The 17,024-nt window shown below is 66.1% G+C and carries 19 protein-coding genes; 9 read left to right on the top strand and 10 right to left on the bottom strand.

The window, feature by feature from the left end:
* Positions 1 to 12 precede the first annotated feature (12 nt).
* The 4 genes from FAZ11_RS06795 to FAZ11_RS06780 all read left to right on the top strand — a co-directional run bounded on the left by FAZ11_RS06795 (position 13) and on the right by FAZ11_RS06780 (position 4,193).
* Positions 13 to 714, top strand: coding sequence for a CoA transferase subunit A (locus FAZ11_RS06795; RefSeq protein WP_058773972.1), 702 nt, complete (start codon positions 13 to 15; stop codon positions 712 to 714).
* 1 nt (position 715) lies between these two features.
* On the top strand, positions 716 to 1,342 hold the full coding sequence (locus FAZ11_RS06790; RefSeq protein WP_058761041.1) for a CoA transferase subunit B: 627 nt from the start codon (positions 716 to 718) through the stop codon (positions 1,340 to 1,342).
* Between the two features lie 15 nt (positions 1,343 to 1,357).
* On the top strand, positions 1,358 to 2,539 hold the full coding sequence (locus FAZ11_RS06785) for an acetyl-CoA C-acetyltransferase (RefSeq protein WP_058773971.1): 1,182 nt from the start codon (positions 1,358 to 1,360) through the stop codon (positions 2,537 to 2,539).
* Between the two features lie 232 nt (positions 2,540 to 2,771).
* Positions 2,772 to 4,193 carry a short-chain fatty acid transporter gene (locus FAZ11_RS06780; protein ID WP_137279574.1) on the top strand — a complete coding sequence of 474 codons (1,422 nt, stop codon included), beginning with the start codon at positions 2,772 to 2,774 and terminating at the stop codon, positions 4,191 to 4,193.
* Positions 4,194 to 4,249: 56 nt separating this feature from the next.
* On the opposite strand, the gene FAZ11_RS06775 is transcribed toward FAZ11_RS06780, so the two are convergent.
* The 5 genes from FAZ11_RS06775 to FAZ11_RS06755 form a co-directional block, all read right to left on the bottom strand.
* The gene (locus tag FAZ11_RS06775; RefSeq protein WP_058761044.1) at positions 4,250 to 4,474 is read right to left on the bottom strand and encodes a hypothetical protein; all 225 of its coding nucleotides are present in this window, start codon (positions 4,472 to 4,474) and stop codon (positions 4,250 to 4,252) included.
* A gap of 132 nt (positions 4,475 to 4,606) precedes the next feature.
* Positions 4,607 to 5,359, bottom strand: coding sequence for a TerC family protein (locus FAZ11_RS06770; protein ID WP_137279573.1), 753 nt, complete (start codon positions 5,357 to 5,359; stop codon positions 4,607 to 4,609).
* Positions 5,360 to 5,472: 113 nt separating this feature from the next.
* On the bottom strand, positions 5,473 to 6,288 hold the full coding sequence (locus FAZ11_RS06765; RefSeq protein ID WP_137279572.1) for a quaternary amine ABC transporter ATP-binding protein: 816 nt from the start codon (positions 6,286 to 6,288) through the stop codon (positions 5,473 to 5,475).
* Positions 6,285 to 7,136, bottom strand: coding sequence for an ABC transporter permease (locus tag FAZ11_RS06760; protein ID WP_058773967.1), 852 nt, complete (start codon positions 7,134 to 7,136; stop codon positions 6,285 to 6,287). Before FAZ11_RS06760 ends, FAZ11_RS06765 begins: the two co-directional genes overlap by 4 nt.
* Position 7,137: 1 nt before the next feature.
* The gene (locus FAZ11_RS06755; protein WP_058773966.1) at positions 7,138 to 8,097 is read right to left on the bottom strand and encodes an ABC transporter substrate-binding protein; all 960 of its coding nucleotides are present in this window, start codon (positions 8,095 to 8,097) and stop codon (positions 7,138 to 7,140) included.
* 287 nt (positions 8,098 to 8,384) lie between these two features.
* On the opposite strand from FAZ11_RS06755, the gene FAZ11_RS06750 reads away from it, so the two are divergent.
* On the top strand, positions 8,385 to 9,230 hold the full coding sequence (locus tag FAZ11_RS06750) for an MBL fold metallo-hydrolase (protein ID WP_058773965.1): 846 nt from the start codon (positions 8,385 to 8,387) through the stop codon (positions 9,228 to 9,230).
* 288 nt (positions 9,231 to 9,518) lie between these two features.
* On the opposite strand, the gene FAZ11_RS06745 is transcribed toward FAZ11_RS06750, so the two are convergent.
* From FAZ11_RS06745 to hpxO, 3 genes are all read right to left on the bottom strand, one after another.
* Positions 9,519 to 10,301, bottom strand: a complete 783-nt coding sequence (locus tag FAZ11_RS06745) for a phosphate/phosphite/phosphonate ABC transporter substrate-binding protein (RefSeq protein WP_058767859.1) — start codon at positions 10,299 to 10,301, stop codon at positions 9,519 to 9,521.
* A gap of 202 nt (positions 10,302 to 10,503) precedes the next feature.
* Positions 10,504 to 11,520 (bottom strand): ABC transporter substrate-binding protein, encoded by a 1,017-nt coding sequence (locus FAZ11_RS06740; RefSeq protein ID WP_058767860.1) that lies wholly within the window; start codon positions 11,518 to 11,520, stop codon positions 10,504 to 10,506.
* A gap of 103 nt (positions 11,521 to 11,623) precedes the next feature.
* The gene (gene hpxO, locus FAZ11_RS06735; protein WP_058767861.1) at positions 11,624 to 12,781 is read right to left on the bottom strand and encodes an FAD-dependent urate hydroxylase HpxO; all 1,158 of its coding nucleotides are present in this window, start codon (positions 12,779 to 12,781) and stop codon (positions 11,624 to 11,626) included.
* A 291-nt stretch (positions 12,782 to 13,072) separates the two neighbouring features.
* Here hpxO and FAZ11_RS06730 point away from each other — a divergent pair, with 291 nt between their 5' ends.
* Positions 13,073 to 13,666, top strand: coding sequence for a Yip1 family protein (locus FAZ11_RS06730; RefSeq protein ID WP_058761057.1), 594 nt, complete (start codon positions 13,073 to 13,075; stop codon positions 13,664 to 13,666).
* Positions 13,667 to 13,726: 60 nt separating this feature from the next.
* Here FAZ11_RS06730 and FAZ11_RS06725 read toward each other — a convergent pair whose 3' ends face one another.
* On the bottom strand, positions 13,727 to 14,503 hold the full coding sequence (locus FAZ11_RS06725; RefSeq protein ID WP_058773962.1) for a DODA-type extradiol aromatic ring-opening family dioxygenase: 777 nt from the start codon (positions 14,501 to 14,503) through the stop codon (positions 13,727 to 13,729).
* A gap of 24 nt (positions 14,504 to 14,527) precedes the next feature.
* Complete coding sequence (locus FAZ11_RS06720; protein WP_058773961.1) at positions 14,528 to 14,929, bottom strand: DoxX family protein; 402 nt, start codon at positions 14,927 to 14,929, stop codon at positions 14,528 to 14,530.
* A 97-nt stretch (positions 14,930 to 15,026) separates the two neighbouring features.
* Here FAZ11_RS06720 and FAZ11_RS06715 point away from each other — a divergent pair, with 97 nt between their 5' ends.
* From FAZ11_RS06715 to FAZ11_RS06705, 3 genes are all read left to right on the top strand, one after another.
* Positions 15,027 to 15,935, top strand: coding sequence for a LysR family transcriptional regulator (locus FAZ11_RS06715; RefSeq protein WP_058773960.1), 909 nt, complete (start codon positions 15,027 to 15,029; stop codon positions 15,933 to 15,935).
* Between the two features lie 106 nt (positions 15,936 to 16,041).
* Complete coding sequence (locus FAZ11_RS06710; protein WP_058761061.1) at positions 16,042 to 16,413, top strand: YkgJ family cysteine cluster protein; 372 nt, start codon at positions 16,042 to 16,044, stop codon at positions 16,411 to 16,413.
* A gap of 254 nt (positions 16,414 to 16,667) precedes the next feature.
* Entirely contained in the window at positions 16,668 to 16,940 is a 273-nt protein-coding gene (locus tag FAZ11_RS06705; RefSeq protein ID WP_007159052.1) for an HU family DNA-binding protein, read from the top strand.
* The last annotated feature ends 84 nt before the right edge of the window (positions 16,941 to 17,024 follow it).

Below are 17,024 nucleotides of genomic sequence, written 5' to 3'. Positions count from 1 at the left end.
AGGATCTACGCCATGAACAAGCTCTATCCCAACGCCGCGGCCGCCCTCGACGGGCTGGTGCGCGACGGCATCACCCTGGCCGTGGGCGGCTTCGGCCTCTGTGGCATCCCCGAGGCGCTGATCGCCGCGCTACGCGACACCGGCGCCCGCGAGCTGACCGCCATCAGCAACAATGCCGGGGTGGATGGCTTCGGTCTTGGCCAACTGCTAGAGACCCGGCAGATCCGCAAGATGATTTCCTCCTACGTGGGCGAGAACAAGGAATTCGAGCGCCAGTACCTGGCCGGCGAACTGGAGCTGGAATTCACCCCCCAGGGCACCCTGGCCGAGAAGCTGCGCGCCGGGGGCGCCGGCATCCCGGCGTTCTACACCCGCACCGGCTACGGCACCCTGGTGGCCGAGGGCAAGGAAACCCGTGACTTCAACGGCCAGCCCCATGTGCTGGAACTGGCGCTGACCGCCGACGTGGCCCTGGTCAAGGCGCAGCGCGCCGACAAGGCCGGCAACCTGGTGTTCAACAAGACCGCGCGCAACTTCAATCCGCTGTGCGCCATGGCCGGTCGCGTCTGCGTGGCCGAGGTGGAAGAGCTGGTGGAGACCGGTGAGCTGGACCCCGACCAGATCCATCTGCCCGGCATCTTCGTGCAGCGCCTGATCGTCAATGCCAGCCCCGAGAAACGCATCGAGAAACGCACCCTGAGCGAGGAGAAGTAAGATGGCCTGGACCCGCGAACAGATGGCGCAACGCGCCGCCCGGGAGCTGCAGGACGGCTTCTACGTCAACCTCGGGATCGGCCTGCCGACCCTGGTGGCCAACTACATCCCCGCCGGCATGGACGTCTGGCTGCAGTCGGAAAATGGCCTGCTCGGCATCGGCCCCTTCCCCACCGCCGCGACGGTCGATCCGGACCTGATCAACGCCGGCAAGCAGACCGTCACCGCCCTGCCCGGCAGCAGCTATTTCGACAGCGCGACGAGCTTCGGCATGATCCGTGGCGGCCACGTGAACCTGGCTATCCTCGGCGCCATGCAGGTGTCCGAGAAAGGCGACCTGGCCAACTGGATGATCCCCGGCAAGATGGTCAAGGGCATGGGCGGCGCCATGGACCTGGTGGCCGGCGTGCAGCGCGTGGTGGTGCTGATGGAGCACACCGCCAAGGGTGCGCACAAGATCCTGCCAGCCTGCGACCTGCCGCTGACCGGGGTCGGCGTGGTCGACCTGATCATCACCGACCTGGCCGTGCTGGAGGTGACCGACGCGGGCCTGAGGCTAGTGGAACTGGCCGAAGGCGTCAGCCTCGATGAACTGCGCGCCGCCACCGGCGCCGCCATCCAGGCCTGAAGGGAGACCCCAACCATGCAAGACGTCGTCATCGTCGCTGCCACCCGTACCGCGGTCGGCAGCTTCCAGGGCTCCCTGGCCACTGTGCCCGCGATCGAACTGGGCGCCACCGTCATCCGCGCCCTGCTGGAGCAGACCGGTGTGGCGCCCAATCAGGTCGATGAGGTCATCCTCGGCCAGGTGCTCACCGCCGGCGCCGGCCAGAATCCGGCGCGCCAGGCCGCGGTCAAGGCCGGCCTGCCCCATGAGGTGCCGGCCCTGACCCTGAACAAGGTCTGCGGCTCCGGCCTCAAGGCGGTGCAACTGGCCGCCCAGGCGATCCGCTGCGGCGACGCCGAGATCGTCGTCGCCGGTGGCATGGAGAACATGAGCCTGGCGCCCTATGTGCTGCCCAAGGTGCGCAGCGGCCTGCGCCTGGGCCATGCCGAGCTGGTCGACTCCATGATCAGCGACGGCCTCTGGGATGCCTTCAACGATTACCACATGGGCCAGACCGCGGAGAATTTGGTGCAGAAATACCAGCTCAGCCGCGAGGCCCAGGACGCCTTTGCCGCCCGCTCCCAGCAGCGCGCCGCGGCAGCGGTGGAATCCGGGCGTTTCCGCGCGGAGATCACCCCGGTGGCCATCCCCCAGCGCAAGGGCGAGCCGCTGCTGTTCGACACCGACGAAGGCATCCGCGCCGATACCACCGCCGAGGGCCTGGCGCGGTTGCGCCCGGCTTTCGCCAAGGACGGCAGCGTCACCGCCGGCAACGCCTCCAGCCTCAACGACGGCGCTGCCGCGGTGCTGGTGATGAGCGCGGCCAAGGCCGCTGCTCTGGGCCTCACGCCGCTCGCGCATATCGCCGCCTATGCCAGCGACGGGGTAGATCCGGCGATCATGGGCATCGGCCCGGTCTCGGCCACCCGCAAGACCCTGGAAAAGGCCGGCTGGCAACTGGCCGACCTGGACCTGATCGAGGCCAACGAAGCCTTCGCCGCCCAGGCCCTGGCCGTGGGCCAGGAGCTGGGTTGGGACGACGAGAAGGTCAACGTCAACGGCGGCGCCATCGCCCTGGGCCATCCCATCGGCGCCTCGGGGTGTCGGGTGCTGGTGACCCTGTTACATGAGTTGCGGCGACGCGACGGGCGGCGTGGCCTGGCGACCCTGTGTATCGGCGGTGGCCAGGGTGTGGCCCTGGCGGTGGAGCGGCGCTAGCCACCCGTAGGTTGGGCTGAGCGCAGCGAAGCCCAACGGTGCCACATCGAAGCGCTGTTGTTGGGCTTCGACGATGGAGCCGTCTCAACCCAACCTACGTCCCGATGCGCGAGGCCGTAGGGTGGGTAACGGCGTAGCCTTACCCACCTGTCCTAAACGCGTGGAAAAGGTTGCGCCGTTTTCCACCCTACGCCTGATGTCTCTATCCAAAACAACAACAAAAGGATCTCCCATGACCTCCACCCCCTCCCGCGATTCGCGTAGCGCGCGGTTCGCCCTGGCCTGCTCCAACTGGGCCGAGCGCTGGTTTCCCGATTCCTGGGTGTTCGCCGTGCTCGCCGTGGCCGTGGTGGCCCTGGCCGCCCTCGGTATGGGTGCGCCGGCGGCCAAGACCGCCAAGGCCTTTGGCGACGGTTTCTGGAGTCTGATTCCCTTCACCATGCAGATGGCCTTCGTGGTCATCGGCGGCTACGTGGTGGCCAGCTCCGGGCCGGCGGCGCGACTGATCGAGCGCTTGGCGCGGGTGCCGCGCACCGGGCGTGGCGCGGTGTGCTGGGTGGCCCTGGTGGCCATGCTCGCCTCGCTGCTCAACTGGGGCCTGAGCCTGGTATTCGGCGGCCTGTTGGTGCGCGCCCTGGCCCGCCGCGAAGAACTCAAGATGGACTATCGCGCCGCCGGGGCCGCCGCCTACCTGGGCCTGGGCGCGGTCTGGGCGCTGGGGCTGTCATCCTCGGCGGCGCAGTTGCAGGCCAATCCTGCCAGCCTGCCGCCGTCGATCCTGGCCATCACCGGGGTGATTCCCTTCAGCCAGACACTGTTCCTCTGGCAATCCGGCGCCCTGCTGCTGGTGCTGCTGATGGTCTCGGCGGTGATCGCCTATGTCACCGCGCCGGGGCCGGACAGCGCGCGCGATGCCCGCGCCTGCGGCGTCGACCTCACTCCGGCGCCCAAGCCTGCGGCCACACCGGCCCGTCCGGGCGAATGGCTGGAATACAGCCCGGTACTGATCGTGCTGTTGGTCCTGCTGGCCGCCGGGTGGCTGATCCAGGAATTCGCCAGCAAGCCGGCCATCGAGGCCATCTCCGGGCTGAACACCTACAACCTGTTGTTCCTCAGCCTGGGCGCCTTGCTGCACTGGCGGCCGCGGCACTTTCTCGACGCCGTGGCCCGCGCCGTGCCGGCCACCACCGGAGTGCTGATCCAGTTTCCGCTGTACGGCTCCATCGCCGCCATCCTGACCAAGGTCAACGGCGCCGATGGCCAGACCCTGGCGCACCATATTGCAGCGTTCTTCACCCAGATCGCCACACATGACACCTTCGCCCTGCTGATGGGCGTCTATTCGGCGCTGCTGGGGTTCTTCATCCCCTCGGGCGGGGGCAAATGGATCATCGAGGCGCCCTATGTGATGCAGGTGGCCAACGACCTGCAATATCACCTGGGCTGGGCGGTGCAGATCTACAACGCCGCCGAGGCGCTGCCGAATCTGATCAATCCCTTCTACATGCTGCCGCTACTGGGCGTGCTGGGGCTGAAGGCGCGCGATCTGGTCGGCTTTTCCTTCGTGCAGCTGCTGGTCCATGCACCTCTGGTGCTGGTGCTGCTGTGGCTGTTGGGGGGAACCTTGGCCTATCTGCCGCCGGTACACCCGTAGCTCGGGTGGGGCGCAGACGGTAAAGCGGGAGGGGTGAAGCGGGAGCCGGCTGGATCTCAGCCGGCGATGGCCAGACGGGTGCTGTCGATGATGGCCTGCAGGCGGCTCGGGTTGCTGTATTCGTCGCGATAGATCCGGCGGGTGTGCTTGGCCACGCCATGCTCGTTGACGACGATGAAGGAGAAACCACGCTTGCTGGGGGCGTCGATGACGCAGCTCATCGGCGCGAAGGCGGCGCTGAGGGCATGCATGGCGTTTTGGGCTTGGGTTTGAATGTTCATGACTGCAGTTGTAAACCTCGCGTATGACGCTGCTATGACAAGGGCCTTGACCGATAGTGCCTAGACTCACCAGGAATTGTTAGCAATAGACGTGCCGGAATGTAACAAAGCCTTTTCCGGCACGCCCCGCCCTTACTTGCCCGCCGCCTGCTGGCGCCGCTTGGCGCGTCGCGACAGCATGTTCAGGCCCTCGATCAGCGCCGAGAAGGCCATGGCGGCGTAGATATAGCCCTTGGGCACATGAGCGCCGAAGCCTTCGGCGATCAGGGTCATGCCGATCATGATCAGGAAACCCAACGCCAGCATCACGACGGTGGGGTTGTTATTGATGAAGTTGGCCAGGGGATTGGCCGCCAGCAACATGACGGTCACCGCCACCACCACCGCGATCACCATCACCGGCAGGTGCTCGGTCATGCCCACGGCGGTGATGATGCTGTCCACCGAGAACACCAGGTCCAGCAACAGGATCTGCACGATGGCCGAGCCGAACGCCAGGGTCGCCGTTTCGCCGCCCTTGGTCAGGGCGCTGTCCGGCTCGGGATCGACGTTGTGGTGGATCTCCTTGGTCGCCTTCCACAAGAGGAACAGGCCACCGGCGATGAGAATGATGTCCTTCCAGGAAAAGCCCTTGCCGAAGAGCTCGACGATGGGCTCGGTGAGCTGGACGATCCAGGCCACGGTGCCAAGCAGACCCAGGCGCATGACCAACGCCAGGCCGATGCCTAGGCGGCGGGCCTTCTGCTGTTGGTGGGCGGGCAGCTTGTTGGTGAGGATGGAGATGAAGATCAGGTTGTCGATGCCGAGCACCACCTCCATGACGATCAGGGTGGCCAGGGCGATCCAGACGGTGGGGTCGGCGGCGAGTTGCAGCAGATAGTCCATTGCGGCGCGGTTCCAGTAGGAGAAAAAAGGCCTGGCTCAAGGTCAGGCCACAGGTCTCACCATCAGAGCCTCGGCCCTGTGAAATGCTCGTGAAGGGCCCTGCCGCAATTGTTTCAAACTGTCGCAACGCTCCGCCGCTGGACGAAGCGCGCCACGTAGTCGTCGGTTGGCTGGCCGAGAATGTCTGCCGGCGTGCCCACCTGCACCAGGCGGCCGTCGCGCAGGATGGCGATGCGATTGCCCAGGCGCAGCGCCTCGTCCAGGTCATGGGTGATGAAGACGATGGTCTTGTGCAGGCGCTGTTGCAGTTCCAACAGCTGGTCCTGCATCTCGGCGCGGATCAGCGGATCGAGAGCGGAAAAGGCCTCGTCCATCAGGATGATCTCGGTATCCGCCGCCAGGGCCCGTGCCAGGCCAACGCGCTGGCGCATACCCCCGGAGAGCTGGTGCGGCCACTTGCGCTCGTAACCGCTCAGGCCGACCACCTCCAGCCAGTGCAGCGCACGCTCACGGCAGACCGCCTTGGGCTCGCCGCGCACCTTGAGGCCGTAGGCGACGTTATCCAGCACCCGCCGATGCGGCAACAGGCCAAAACTCTGGAATACCATGCTGATGCGCTGGCGGCGCAGTTCGCGCAGGGCCGGCAGCGGCAGTTGGAGGATGTCCTGGCCATCGATGAGGATGCGCCCTCTGCTGGGGTCGATCAGCCGGTTGAGGTGGCGCACCAGGGTCGATTTGCCGGAACCGGACAGGCCCATGATGACGAAGATCTCGCCCTCGGCGATCTCCAGGGAGAGATCGTCCACCCCTACCACGCAACCGGTGCGGGCGAGGATCTCGGCCTTGTCGTGCCCTTCGCGCAGCAGCGCCAGGGCCGCCTGCTCGCGCTTGCCGAAGATCTTGGAAACCCGCTCGACGACGATCTTCATCGCTCCACCTCGTGGCGCTGGCGCCCATAGGCCTGGGTGATGCGGTCGATGACCACGGCGAGGATGACGATGGCCAGGCCCGCCTGCAGGCCCTTGCCCACGTCCAGGGTCTGGATGCCCACCAGCACCTCCTCACCGAGGCCGCGGGCGCCGATCATGGAGGCGATCACCACCATGGACAGCGCCATCATGGTGGTCTGGTTGATGCCAGCCATGATGCTCGGCAGCGCCAGCGGCAGTTGCACGCCGAACAACTGCTGCCAGCGACTGGCGCCGAAGGCGTTGACCGCCTCCATCACCTCGCGGTCGACCTGGCGGATACCGAGGTCGGTGAGGCGGATCAAGGGTGGCGCGGCATAGATCACCGTGGCGAAGATCGCCGGCACCTTGCCCAGGCCGAACAGCATCAGCACCGGGATCAGGTAAACGAAGCTGGGCATGGTCTGCATGATGTCCAGGAGCGGCATCAGCACCAGACGCAGCCGCGCGCTGCGGGCGCAGAGGATGCCCAGGGGTATGCCGATGATCACGGCGATGGCGGTGGCCACCAGCACCAGGGCCAGGGTCTGCATCAGCTTGTCCCACAGCCCCAGGGCGCCGACCAGGAACAGCAGGCCGGTGATCACCAGCGTCGGCACTACCCGGCGGGTGGCGTGACCGGCCAGGGCCGCGACGATCAGCAGGATGGCCCACCAGGGCGTGCCGCGCAGCAGGCCTTCGAGCCAGACGATGGCCTGCAGCAGGGTGTCGGAGATGGCGCGGAAGACGTCGCCGTAGCGGGTCACCAGCCAGTCGACGCCGCGATTCACGGCATCGGCGAAGGAAAAGGTCAGGCCTTCGGGAAACATCCTAGAGCGCCGCCTGGATCTTGCTGCGCGCCGCGGCGTCGGTCACCCAGGCCTGCCACAGCTCGGGATGGGCCTTGAGCAGCGCCTTGGCGGTGGTGGGCGCGTCCTGCTTGGCTTCGGCCTGCTCGGCCAGGGTGCGGTTGAGCAGCTCGATGGGCACGTTGACCCGACTCAGCACGGCGACCAGCTCGGGGGCGCCGTCGTGGAAGGCCTTGGACAGGCCAGCCTGCACCTGGATGCGCTTGGCTTCGCCGTCACGGGGCTTGAGCTGCACCATGTCGACCCGGCCCAGCAGCGGTGTCGGCGACCAGTAGTAGGTGAGGATCGGCTGCTTGCGCTTGGTGGCCGAGACGATGGCCGCATCCAGCGCCGGACCGGTGCCGGGGCGGAAGTTGGTGTATTTGTCGCTCAGGCCGTAGCTCTGCAGCATCTGAGTATTTTCCAGTTCGCAGGTCCAGCCGGCCGGGCAATTGTAGAAGCGGCCCTTGCCCGGCTCTTCCGGGTCGCGGAACAGCTCGGCGTATTGACCGAGGTCGGCGATGGTCTTGAGGTTGGGGGCCTTGGCGCCCTCGCCTTCCACCAGGTAGCGCGGCACGTACCAGCCTTCGGTGGCGCCTTCGATGGGCGCGCCCACCCCGACCACCTTGCCGGCCGCGGCGGCCTTGTTCCAGGCCTCGCTGCGGCCGATCCATTCCTCGGCGAACACCTGGATGTCGTTGTTGGCCAGCGCCTGTTCCAGAGTGATGGAGTTGCCGGGGATGCTATCCACCTTGCAGTCGTAGCCATGCTGCAGGACGAAGCCCATCAGCTCGGTGAGCAGCATGCCGCTTTCCCAGTTCACCCCGGCGAACTTCACGGGCTTGCTGGCGCACCAGTCGGCTGCCTGGGCGGAGCCGGCGGCGAGCAGGCCAAGGGACAGGCCAGCGGCCAGGAGGGAACGGCGGGGAAAGGTTATGGGCATGGAAGGCTCCGTCTGCACTGGGCGGGCCAGGGTGGCAGAGCCGGTCCGCTGGCGATCCTAGCTTGGTCAGCACGGAAGGCCTGGGGTTCAGCCGACCACCACAGGCCGTGCTCAAGAATGGGCCTGGCGCAAAAACTCTTCACCCTTGGCCGCTGCCGTCTCCGGCATTGGCCGCTGAACAATTCGCCAGCAATGACTACCGGCAGGCATCCACGATAGCCGCCGCTACGCTCGAACTTTGCCCGCCCTCGCCTCTTCTACCGCAGGACACCCACGCGGAGTCCACCATGCGTATCCATCACCTCAATTGCGGCTGCATGTGCCCCCTGGGCGGGTCGCTGTATGACGGTTTCAGCCGCGGTCTCGCCGCCCACCTGGCCTGCCATTGCCTGCTGGTGGAGACCGACCATTCCGGGCTGGTGCTGGTGGACACCGGCTTCGGCGAACGTGATCTGCAGGAGCGGGGTCGGCGGCTGAGTCCCTTCTTCCGGATGATGAATCGTATCCAGTACGATCCCGAGCTCAGCGCCCTGGCGCAGATCCGCCGGCTGGGCTTTCGACCGGGTGACGTGCGCCATATCGTGCTGACCCATCTGGATTTCGATCATGCCGGCGGACTGGACGACTTTCCCCAGGCCCAGGTCCATGTGCTGCAGCGGGAATGGGAGGCCCAGCGGCAGCGCCACGGCTTCATCGGCCGCCGGCGCTACAGCCCGGCGCAGTGGCAAGGCATCCGCCACTGGCGGTTCCATGAGCCGCAGGGCGAAGCCTGGCAGGGCTTCGCCAGCGTCCGCGACCTGCCCGGCCTGCCATCGGAAATCCTGATGATCCCCCTGCCCGGCCATACTCCCGGCCATGCTGGCATTGCCATCCAGCATGACGGCGGCTGGCTGCTGCACGCAGGCGACGCCTATTTATACCGTGAGGAGATGGGCCACCTTGAGCGCCGCTGTACCCCAGGGCTGAGGTTCTACCAGCGGCTGATGGAAGCGGACCGCACCAGCCGCCTGGACAACCAGGCCCGGCTACGCGAACTCTCCCTACGCCAGGACCTGGGGCTGACGCTGTTCTGCAGCCACGATCTGGTGGAGCTCAAGCGATTACAGGAGGCAGGCACCCGTAGGTTGGGCTGAGCGCAGCGAAGCCCAACGGTGCGACGCTGAGCCCTCCTGCTGGGCTTCGACGATGAAACCGTCTCAACCCAACCTACGCTACGGCTAGGACCCGTAGGTTGGGCTGAGCGCGGCGAAGCCCAACAAGGCAAGGCTGAGCCCTCATGTTGGGCTTCGACGATAAAGCCGTTCCAACCCAACCTACGCCAGGGCTAGGACCCGTAGGTTGGGCTGAGCGCAGCGAAGCCCAACAAGGCAAGGCTGAGCCCCTCATGTGGGGCTTCGACGATGGAGTCGCCTCAGCCCAAACTAGGCAATCACTGGATAACCCTGCTCCACCGCTTCACGGCGCCAGTCCAGCAGCGGCAGATAGGTGCTCTCATCCACCGCCGCGAAACCCTCGATGGCCAAGCTGCCACCCAGCTCGGGCTCGGCGGCGAGGCTGGCGTTCAAGGCCGCACGCAAGGCATCCACCTCGGCATCGGATCGGCTGGCCGCGGTGATGAAGGGCAGCGTCGGGCTCGGTCGGGTGCGTTGCAGCAGCCGCAGACCGGCGACGCGCCCAGGCTCGGCGCGTTGCAGATAGCCATAGGTCACGGCATCCACCGCGGCGACATCGGCATGCCCCTGCTGCAACAGGGCCAGGCTATTGGCGTGGCTCTCACTGACGATCACCTCGCCGAAGAAACGCCCCCGCTCGGCCAGGGGTGCCACGGCGTGGCGCAGCAGGTTCATGCCGGTGTTGGAGTCCAGGCCATTGAGGGCCACTCGCTTGCCGCGCAGGTCGGCTAGGCTCTGGGCCTCCAGCGTTTCCGGCACCAGGATGAAGGCGCAGTGCTCGGCTCCTGCGCAGCCCTCGAAGCCATACCGCGGCGCGGCGACCAGACGGACCTGACCGCGCAGGCGGGTCGCCCAGGGATAGCCGCAGGTCTGGGCCAGCAGCAGATCGGGATGGGTCCAAAGCGTCGACAGCTCCGCGGGTGCGGGCGCGAGTTCGACATCCAACCGCCGCGCCACGGCCTCGGCCAGCTGGCGATAGGCGTCGCGGACCTCGGCAGGTTCGACGTACATGGTGAGGGCAGCGACGGTCATGGGCGGCTCCAACACGGAAAACCGCCATTATCCCTCATGCCGCCCTCAGAGCCTGTTTAAAATCTAGCGAGCTAGAGCCAAACAAGGCCTAGGCGGCCCCACGAAAAGGGCTGAGGAAGCGGAGTTTACAAGTGGTAAATGAGCATTCCGAAGCCATTTTCAACGCAGTTTGGCCGACGCGCAGCAGATTTTGAAAAGGCTCTCAGAGCGCCGCCTTCACCCGCTCGGCGTTTTCCGCCGGCAACCAGGACGTCCAGACCTCCGGATGCTCCTTGAGAAAACGCTTGGCCACCACCGGGGCGTCTTCGTGCTTCTCGGCCATCTCGGCGAGAATGCCGTTGAACTGGTCGAGGGGGAATTGCACCTTCTCGAACAGTGCCACCAGGGCCGGTGCCTTGTCGTGCAGGTCACGCGAAACGCCGATGGTGATCTTGGCCGGCAGCGACCGCGAGGGCAGCGGATTGGGATTCTTCGGGTCCGACAGCGTCTCCCAGGCTTTTTCGCTGAAGGGCGGCTCTTCCAGCTGAACCAGCTTGTAGCGCCCCATCAGCGGGGTCGGCGACCAGTAGTAGAAGAGTACCGGTTCGCCCCGACGCATGGCGGTGGCGATGGCGGCATCCAGCGCCGGACCGGTGCCGGTACGGAAGTTGGTGTAGCTGTCGGTCAGCTTATAGGCCTTGAGCTTCTGGGTGTTGACGATCTCGCAGGTCCAGCCGGTGGGGCAATTGAGGAAACGGCCCTTGCCCGGTTCTTCCGGATCGCGGAACAGCTCCTTGTAGCGCGGCAGGTCGGCCACGCTCTTGAGGTCCGGCGCCTTGGCCGCGATACCCCGCGCAGGGTCGCCCTTGACCAGGTATTCCGGCACCCACCAGCCCTCGGTGGCGCCCTTGACCGTCTCGCCCACGGCGAACACCTTGCCGGCCTTCTCCGCCGCGCGCCAGGCCGGGCTACGACCCGCCCACTGCTCGCCGGTGACCTGGATGTCGTTCTGCGCCAGGGCGTTCTCCAGGGTCACAGTGTTACCGGGCACCGCGTCGGTCTGGCAGCCATAGCCCTTCTCCACCAACAGGCGCAGGACCTCGGTGGTGAACATGCCGCTCTCCCAGTTGGGTCCGGCGAACTTCACCGTCTGCGGATAAGGGCAGCCAGGCTCGGCGGCGAAGGCCAGCGGAGCCAGGGCGAAGGAACTGGCGAGGGTCAGGGCGAGACGCAGGCGCATGGGCGATTCTCCAACGAGGGCTTGGGCGACGAGAGACGTGGGCCTTTCGACCCCCGGCGCCGCCATTCGTCCCGCTCGCCTGGCCATTTCAAAGCCGGTTATTTCACAGCGGGCCACCATCCGCGGTCTTGCGCAAGCCGGCGATCACCGTCTCGCCGGTTTCCTCGGCCAGCTCGGCGTACCAGGCGCGGGTGGCTTCGGGAGCCTGGCCATGGGTGATCTCGCAGCGCTTGCGCGCCCGCTCGACGATGCCGGCGACCCGCTCGACGCGGGCCTGCTCGTAGGCCTGCAAGGCTGCCAGTGGATCGGCGTCGGCTTCCAGGCAACGCGCCAGCACCCAGGCATCCTCCATGGCCTGGCAACCACCCTGCCCCAGGTCCGGCGCCATGGAATGGGCCGAATCGCCCAGCAGGGCCACTCGCCCGCGCACCAGGGTGGTCAGCGGTCGGGTATCGTGGATCTCGACCCGGGCGACCCCCTGGGGATCCAGGCGCTCGATGAGGCGCTGCACCGGCGGTGCCCAGCCGGCGAAATGCCCGGCCAGCTCCTCGCGGTAGCGGCTACGGTCGTTGGGCGTCCCCTTGGGCAGCGGCACATCGAAGAAGAAGTAGAATTCATCGCCGCCCATGGGCATCAGCGAGACGCGCTGGTGATTACCCACGAACTGCGCCCACTCATGTTCTTCGGCCAGATCCGGGGCGATCTTCACCCGCCCGTTCCAGTTCACGTAACCACAGTAGTCGCGGGTGATCGACTGCCCCACCACCCGATCTCGCAGCCGCGAGTGGGTCCCGTCGGCGGCGATCAGCAGGTCGGCCCGCTCCTGGCGACCGTCGCTGAGTGTTACCGTCACCCCCTGCTCATCTTGCGCGAACCCCTCGCAGCCAACACCAAGCGTTACCCGCTCCGCGCCCACCGCGTCCAGCAACAGGCGCTGTAGCTGGGCCCGGGCGATGGGCTGCGCAGGGCGGCCGACGGCGTCATAGAACGGCAGCAGGCTGAAGCGCGTGAGCAATTGCCCCTGTTGATCGTGGTAGCTCATGGTGCGCATGTCGCCGCTCACGGCGGCGATGGCTGGACCCAGGCCCAGGCGGTCCAGCACCTTCACGCCATTGGGCCAGATGGAGATGGCCGCGCCGATGGGCGCCAGCTCCACGGCACGCTCGAACAGCCGTACGCGGTGGCCGGCTTGCTGGAGTGCCAGGGCGGCGCTGAGCCCGCCCATGCCGGCACCGGCGATGATGATGTCGAGAGTTGGCATGACAGGCCTCGTTGGCGGTAACAGATGCCCTGACCAAGCAAAAACCTGTCCAAGTGGTCAGGTATTGGCAAATCCTCATAAAGCCGGGTAAAGCTCGGCAGAAAACGCACCAGGCTGGTGCCCGGGCGCCGCTGGTCGCTTCGTTTCGAAGCAAGCGACCCTTCGTCGGCTCGCATGACGCATTCCAGAGCCCTTCTATACTCATAAGGAAGTCGCCAGATGCGTTAGTCCAGCGTTCGCCATCACCTAGAGGCCCGCTTGCGGCGACCACAGCGGGTGAGGAGCAGAATCATGATCAATCATGTCTGGGGCCTGCTGGCCCATCCCGATCGCGAATGGCAACAGATTCGCCGTGAGGGAGAAACCGTCGGGCATTTCTTCGCCCACCACGTCGCCTTCCTGGCCGCTATTCCCGTGGTGGCCTCCCTGGTCGGCACCACCACCTTCGGCTGGCGCTTCGGTGGCGGTGAAGCCCATGTGCTGGATCTCCCAACCGCGGTGGTACTGGCGGTCATCAGCTATGCGCTGATCATGGCCGCGGTGGTGGCCATGGGTCATGTGATCCACTGGCTGGCGCGGCGTTATCCGGATCGACCCAGTGCCAATCGCTGCATCCTGTTCGCCGGCTACGTGGCCACCCCCATGCTGCTGAGCGGGCTGGTGGGGTTCTATCCGCTGGTGTGGCTGTGTGCTATCGCTGGCATCGTCGGCCTGGCCTATTCGGCCTACCTGCTCTACACCGGCATTCCATCCTTCCTCAATATCGACCAGCGCGAAGGCTTCATCATGTCCGGCTCGACGCTGGCCATTGGGGTCTTGGTACTGGAAGTGCTGATGGCCACGACGGTACTGATGTGGGGCTACGGTCCGCAGCTGTTCGGCTGAGGCCGGATGTTCCCCTGAAAAAGGCCCGGCTCACCAAGTGAGCCGGGCCTTCGCTTTGCATCAGTGGCGGGAAAAACCGTAGAGATCCATCGCCAGGATGCGATGGGCGATGCCGTCGTGATGGATGGCGAAATCCCCTTCCGGGTCGGCGGCGCCCAGGGCGACGAACAGGGGCAGTAGGTGCTCGTCGGTGGGATGCGCCTGGCGGGCACTGGGTGCCTGGCGGCGGTAATCCAGCAGGGCTGCCAGATCACGCGCCTGCAGACGGTCCTGCATCCACTGCTGGAACTCCGCCACATAGGCGGGCGACTCGCTGCCACCCCGGCGGAAATCACCCAGGTTGTGGGTGAGGCTACCCGAGCCGATCAGCAGGGTGTCCGCCGGTAGCAGGGGTGCCAATGCCTGGCCCAGGGCGAAGTGATACTCCGGCCCGCGCGCCGCGCTCATCGACAGGGGCACCACCGGAATCCCTGCCGCGGGATAGAGATAGCGTAGCGGCACCCAGGCACCATGATCCAGCCCCTGCTCGCCGGTACGCGCCTCCCAGCCCTGGTCACGCAGTCCTTGAGCCAGTTGCTCGGCCAGTGCCGGGGCACCGGGCGCGGGATAGTCCAGTTGGTAGAGGGCGTCGGGAAAGCCGTAGAAGTCATGGATGGTGGCCGGTCGCTCGGCGCGGCCGAACACCGGCACCTGGGTATCGAAATGCGCCGACACCACGACGATGGCTGCAGGCGTGGGCAACGTCTGCCCCAGACGCCGCCAAGCCTCTCCCGCCGCGCCGGCGTCGAGTGCCTCCATGGGCGAGCCGTGGGAAACGAACAAGGTGGGAAGTGACATGGCGGTTACCTCATGAAGGGAGAATCAGGCGCGCTTGCGGGCATCCCAGGCTGGCCGACCGGCGCCCAGCAGGGCCAGCGCCGCAGCGGTCACGGCGAGGAAGACCGGATACTCCCAGCCACCATGGGGATTGGTGAACGACCAGCCATTGCCGAAATGCACGGTCGCGGCGACGAACAACTGGACGGCAGCGACCGCCGCCACCGGACGGACCCAGGCACCCAGGAGCAACAGGATAGCGGCCGCCAGCTCGAAAAAGGTGACCGGATAGGCCAGCCAACCGGGAAAACCCACCGAGGCGAAGAAGGCAGCGGTACCTGGCAGGGTAAAGACCAGCAGTTTGGTCAGGCCGTGGGCCAGGAACATCACGCCCAAGGCGATGCGCAGTAAAAGGGCGGCGTAAGGAGCGGTACGGTCGTTCATGATGGCACTCGTTCAGGGAAGATAGGCTCATTGTCCTGTTTCCATAACGCGAATAAAGCCGCAAACTGCGAATGCACTGTGCACGAAGAGGAAACAAGGTATGGATACCCTGCGCGCGCTGGAGGCCTTCGTCAGGATCGTCGAACTGGGTAGCCTCACTGCCGCGGCCGAGCGTCTGGAACTGTCTCGCTCGGCCCTCACCAAATACCTGGCGGCGCTGGAGCGGCATTACGGTACCCGGCTGTTGCAGCGCACCACCCGAACCCTGAGCCTGACCGAGGCCGGCCGTACCCTCTACGAAGGCATCGTGCCCCTGCTGGGTGATCTGGATGCCCTCGAACAGCGTCTGCAGGAAGGCCACGAGCGACCCCGGGGCCGATTGCGGGTCAGCGCCCCCCTTACCTTCGGCGTACGCCACCTGGCACCGCTGGTGAGCAGCTTCCTGCAGGAATACCCGGACGTTTCCATCGACCTGGAACTCAGCGATCGCCAGGTACGGCTGGTCGAGGAAGGCTTCGATCTCGCCGTGCGCATCGGCGAGCTGAGCGACTCCAGCCTGGTGGCGCAGCCATTGGGGGCGGTGGAGTTGTTCGTCTGCGCGGCGCCCGCCTACTTGCAGTTGCACGGCCGCCCGGAGCATCCAAGCGAGTTGCGGCAGCACCGCTGCCTGCTCTACAGCTATGCCAGCGACGGCGATGACTGGGAATTCCAGCGTGGCACCGAACGCCTGCAGGTCAAGGTCGGCGGCCCCTTGCGCGCCAACAACGGCAGCGTGCTGCACCGGGCGGCGCTGGACGGACACGGCATCATCCGCCAGCCGGATTTCCTGGTCGGCGAAGACATCGCCAGCGGCCGCCTGGCGCGACTGTTCGCCTCTTGGCACACCCAGGCCATCGCCATCCATGCGGTCTATCCGCACCGCCGACTGGTGCCGGCCAAGGTCAGGGTGTTCATCGCCTGGCTACAGCGGCATCTGGTCACTCCCGATCCCGGAGCGAGAGTGCCGTAGGTCGCCGCCGAACGGTCGTTGCCGGGGGCTTCGCAGGCTGCTGGGGCTTGCCTAGAATCCGCCCTTGTCCCGCCGGCGCCGCCGGTTTCTGCGATGGCCTTCGTGCATGTCGACCGAGAATCCTTGCCTGAGTTGTGGCGCCTGCTGCGCCTATTTCCGCGTGTCTTTCTACTGGGGCGAATGCCAATCGGCAGGCGGCCTGGTCCCCGATAACCTGACCTTGGCCATCACGCCCCACCTGGTGGCGATGCAGGGCACGGAGCAGAAGCCCGCGCGCTGTACGGCGCTCTTGGGCGAGGTCGGTTGCGGCACCCGCTGCACCATCTATGAGAATCGTTCCAGTACCTGCCGTGAATTCATGGCCGCCTGGGAAAACGGCGAGCCCAATCCCCATTGCGATGCCGCCCGTGCGGCCCATGGCCTGCCGCCGCTGACACCGCCGCTGCAGCCTCATCTTTCGCCGGACCGAGTCGCCTAAAGGAAACCAAACGGTCCCTGCCGCTGCCCAAAAAGGCGACGGTTGGGCTGTAAAGCGTGGAAAATGCAGTACGGATCAGGTTTTCACGCCCCTGCATCATGGAATACCCTATCGCTCTTTCGCCCGCTATGCGTATCCTGTAGCGCCGAACAACTAGGCTGCTTCAACCGGCCACGTAGAGGCTCACAAAGGCTCTACGCAAGGCAAAGCTGCCGCTATACTGCCTGGCCAATACTCACACATGGAGTTTTTACATGAATAAAGCTGAGCTGATCGACGCCATTGCCGCGTCTGCCGACCTGCCCAAGGCCACCGCTGCCAAAGCCCTGGACGCCTTCACCACTGCGGTGACCGACGCCCTGAAGCAAGGCGACAGCGTTAGCCTGGTCGGTTTCGGAACTTTCGCAGTGAAAGAGCGCGCTGCTCGCGAAGGCCGCAACCCGCAGACCGGTGCCACCATCAAGATCGCCGCTGCCAAGCTGCCCGGCTTCAAGCCCGGCAAAGGCCTGAAAGACGCCGTCAGCTAAGGCTGTCTGGTCGATTCTTGTCTTCCGGGCGCTCTCGAGCGCTTCGGAAGACAGCCCTCCCGCTGCACCCTTCCCCTTCTTCCC

Origin of the sequence: Pseudomonas rhizoryzae, assembly GCF_005250615.1 — a bacterium.
Taxonomy (GTDB): Bacteria; Pseudomonadota; Gammaproteobacteria; order Pseudomonadales; family Pseudomonadaceae; genus Chryseomonas; species Chryseomonas rhizoryzae.
Note: the sequence above shows the minus strand (reverse complement) of the source record. Positions and strands in the feature narration are given on the sequence as shown.

Bases quoted from the DNA above. Each gene is read 5' to 3' on its own strand.
- FAZ11_RS06750 (WP_058773965.1), top strand. From the start codon at position 8,385: ATGCGTATCCATCACCTCAATTGCGGCTGCATGTGCCCCCTGGGCGGG.
- FAZ11_RS06795 (WP_058773972.1), top strand. From the start codon at position 13: ATGAACAAGCTCTATCCCAACGCCGCGGCCGCCCTCGACGGGCTGGTG.
- FAZ11_RS06770 (WP_137279573.1), bottom strand. From the start codon at position 5,359: ATGGACTATCTGCTGCAACTCGCCGCCGACCCCACCGTCTGGATCGCC.
- FAZ11_RS06730 (WP_058761057.1), top strand. From the start codon at position 13,073: ATGATCAATCATGTCTGGGGCCTGCTGGCCCATCCCGATCGCGAATGG.
- hpxO (WP_058767861.1), bottom strand. From the start codon at position 12,781: ATGCCAACTCTCGACATCATCATCGCCGGTGCCGGCATGGGCGGGCTC.
- FAZ11_RS06745 (WP_058767859.1), bottom strand. From the start codon at position 10,301: ATGACCGTCGCTGCCCTCACCATGTACGTCGAACCTGCCGAGGTCCGC.
- FAZ11_RS06780 (WP_137279574.1), top strand. From the start codon at position 2,772: ATGACCTCCACCCCCTCCCGCGATTCGCGTAGCGCGCGGTTCGCCCTG.
- FAZ11_RS06725 (WP_058773962.1), bottom strand. From the start codon at position 14,503: ATGTCACTTCCCACCTTGTTCGTTTCCCACGGCTCGCCCATGGAGGCA.
- FAZ11_RS06705 (WP_007159052.1), top strand. From the start codon at position 16,668: ATGAATAAAGCTGAGCTGATCGACGCCATTGCCGCGTCTGCCGACCTG.
- FAZ11_RS06785 (WP_058773971.1), top strand. From the start codon at position 1,358: ATGCAAGACGTCGTCATCGTCGCTGCCACCCGTACCGCGGTCGGCAGC.
- FAZ11_RS06775 (WP_058761044.1), bottom strand. From the start codon at position 4,474: ATGAACATTCAAACCCAAGCCCAAAACGCCATGCATGCCCTCAGCGCC.
- FAZ11_RS06740 (WP_058767860.1), bottom strand. From the start codon at position 11,520: ATGCGCCTGCGTCTCGCCCTGACCCTCGCCAGTTCCTTCGCCCTGGCT.
- FAZ11_RS06755 (WP_058773966.1), bottom strand. From the start codon at position 8,097: ATGCCCATAACCTTTCCCCGCCGTTCCCTCCTGGCCGCTGGCCTGTCC.
- FAZ11_RS06710 (WP_058761061.1), top strand. From the start codon at position 16,042: ATGTCGACCGAGAATCCTTGCCTGAGTTGTGGCGCCTGCTGCGCCTAT.
- FAZ11_RS06765 (WP_137279572.1), bottom strand. From the start codon at position 6,288: ATGAAGATCGTCGTCGAGCGGGTTTCCAAGATCTTCGGCAAGCGCGAG.
- FAZ11_RS06760 (WP_058773967.1), bottom strand. From the start codon at position 7,136: ATGTTTCCCGAAGGCCTGACCTTTTCCTTCGCCGATGCCGTGAATCGC.
- FAZ11_RS06715 (WP_058773960.1), top strand. From the start codon at position 15,027: ATGGATACCCTGCGCGCGCTGGAGGCCTTCGTCAGGATCGTCGAACTG.
- FAZ11_RS06790 (WP_058761041.1), top strand. From the start codon at position 716: ATGGCCTGGACCCGCGAACAGATGGCGCAACGCGCCGCCCGGGAGCTG.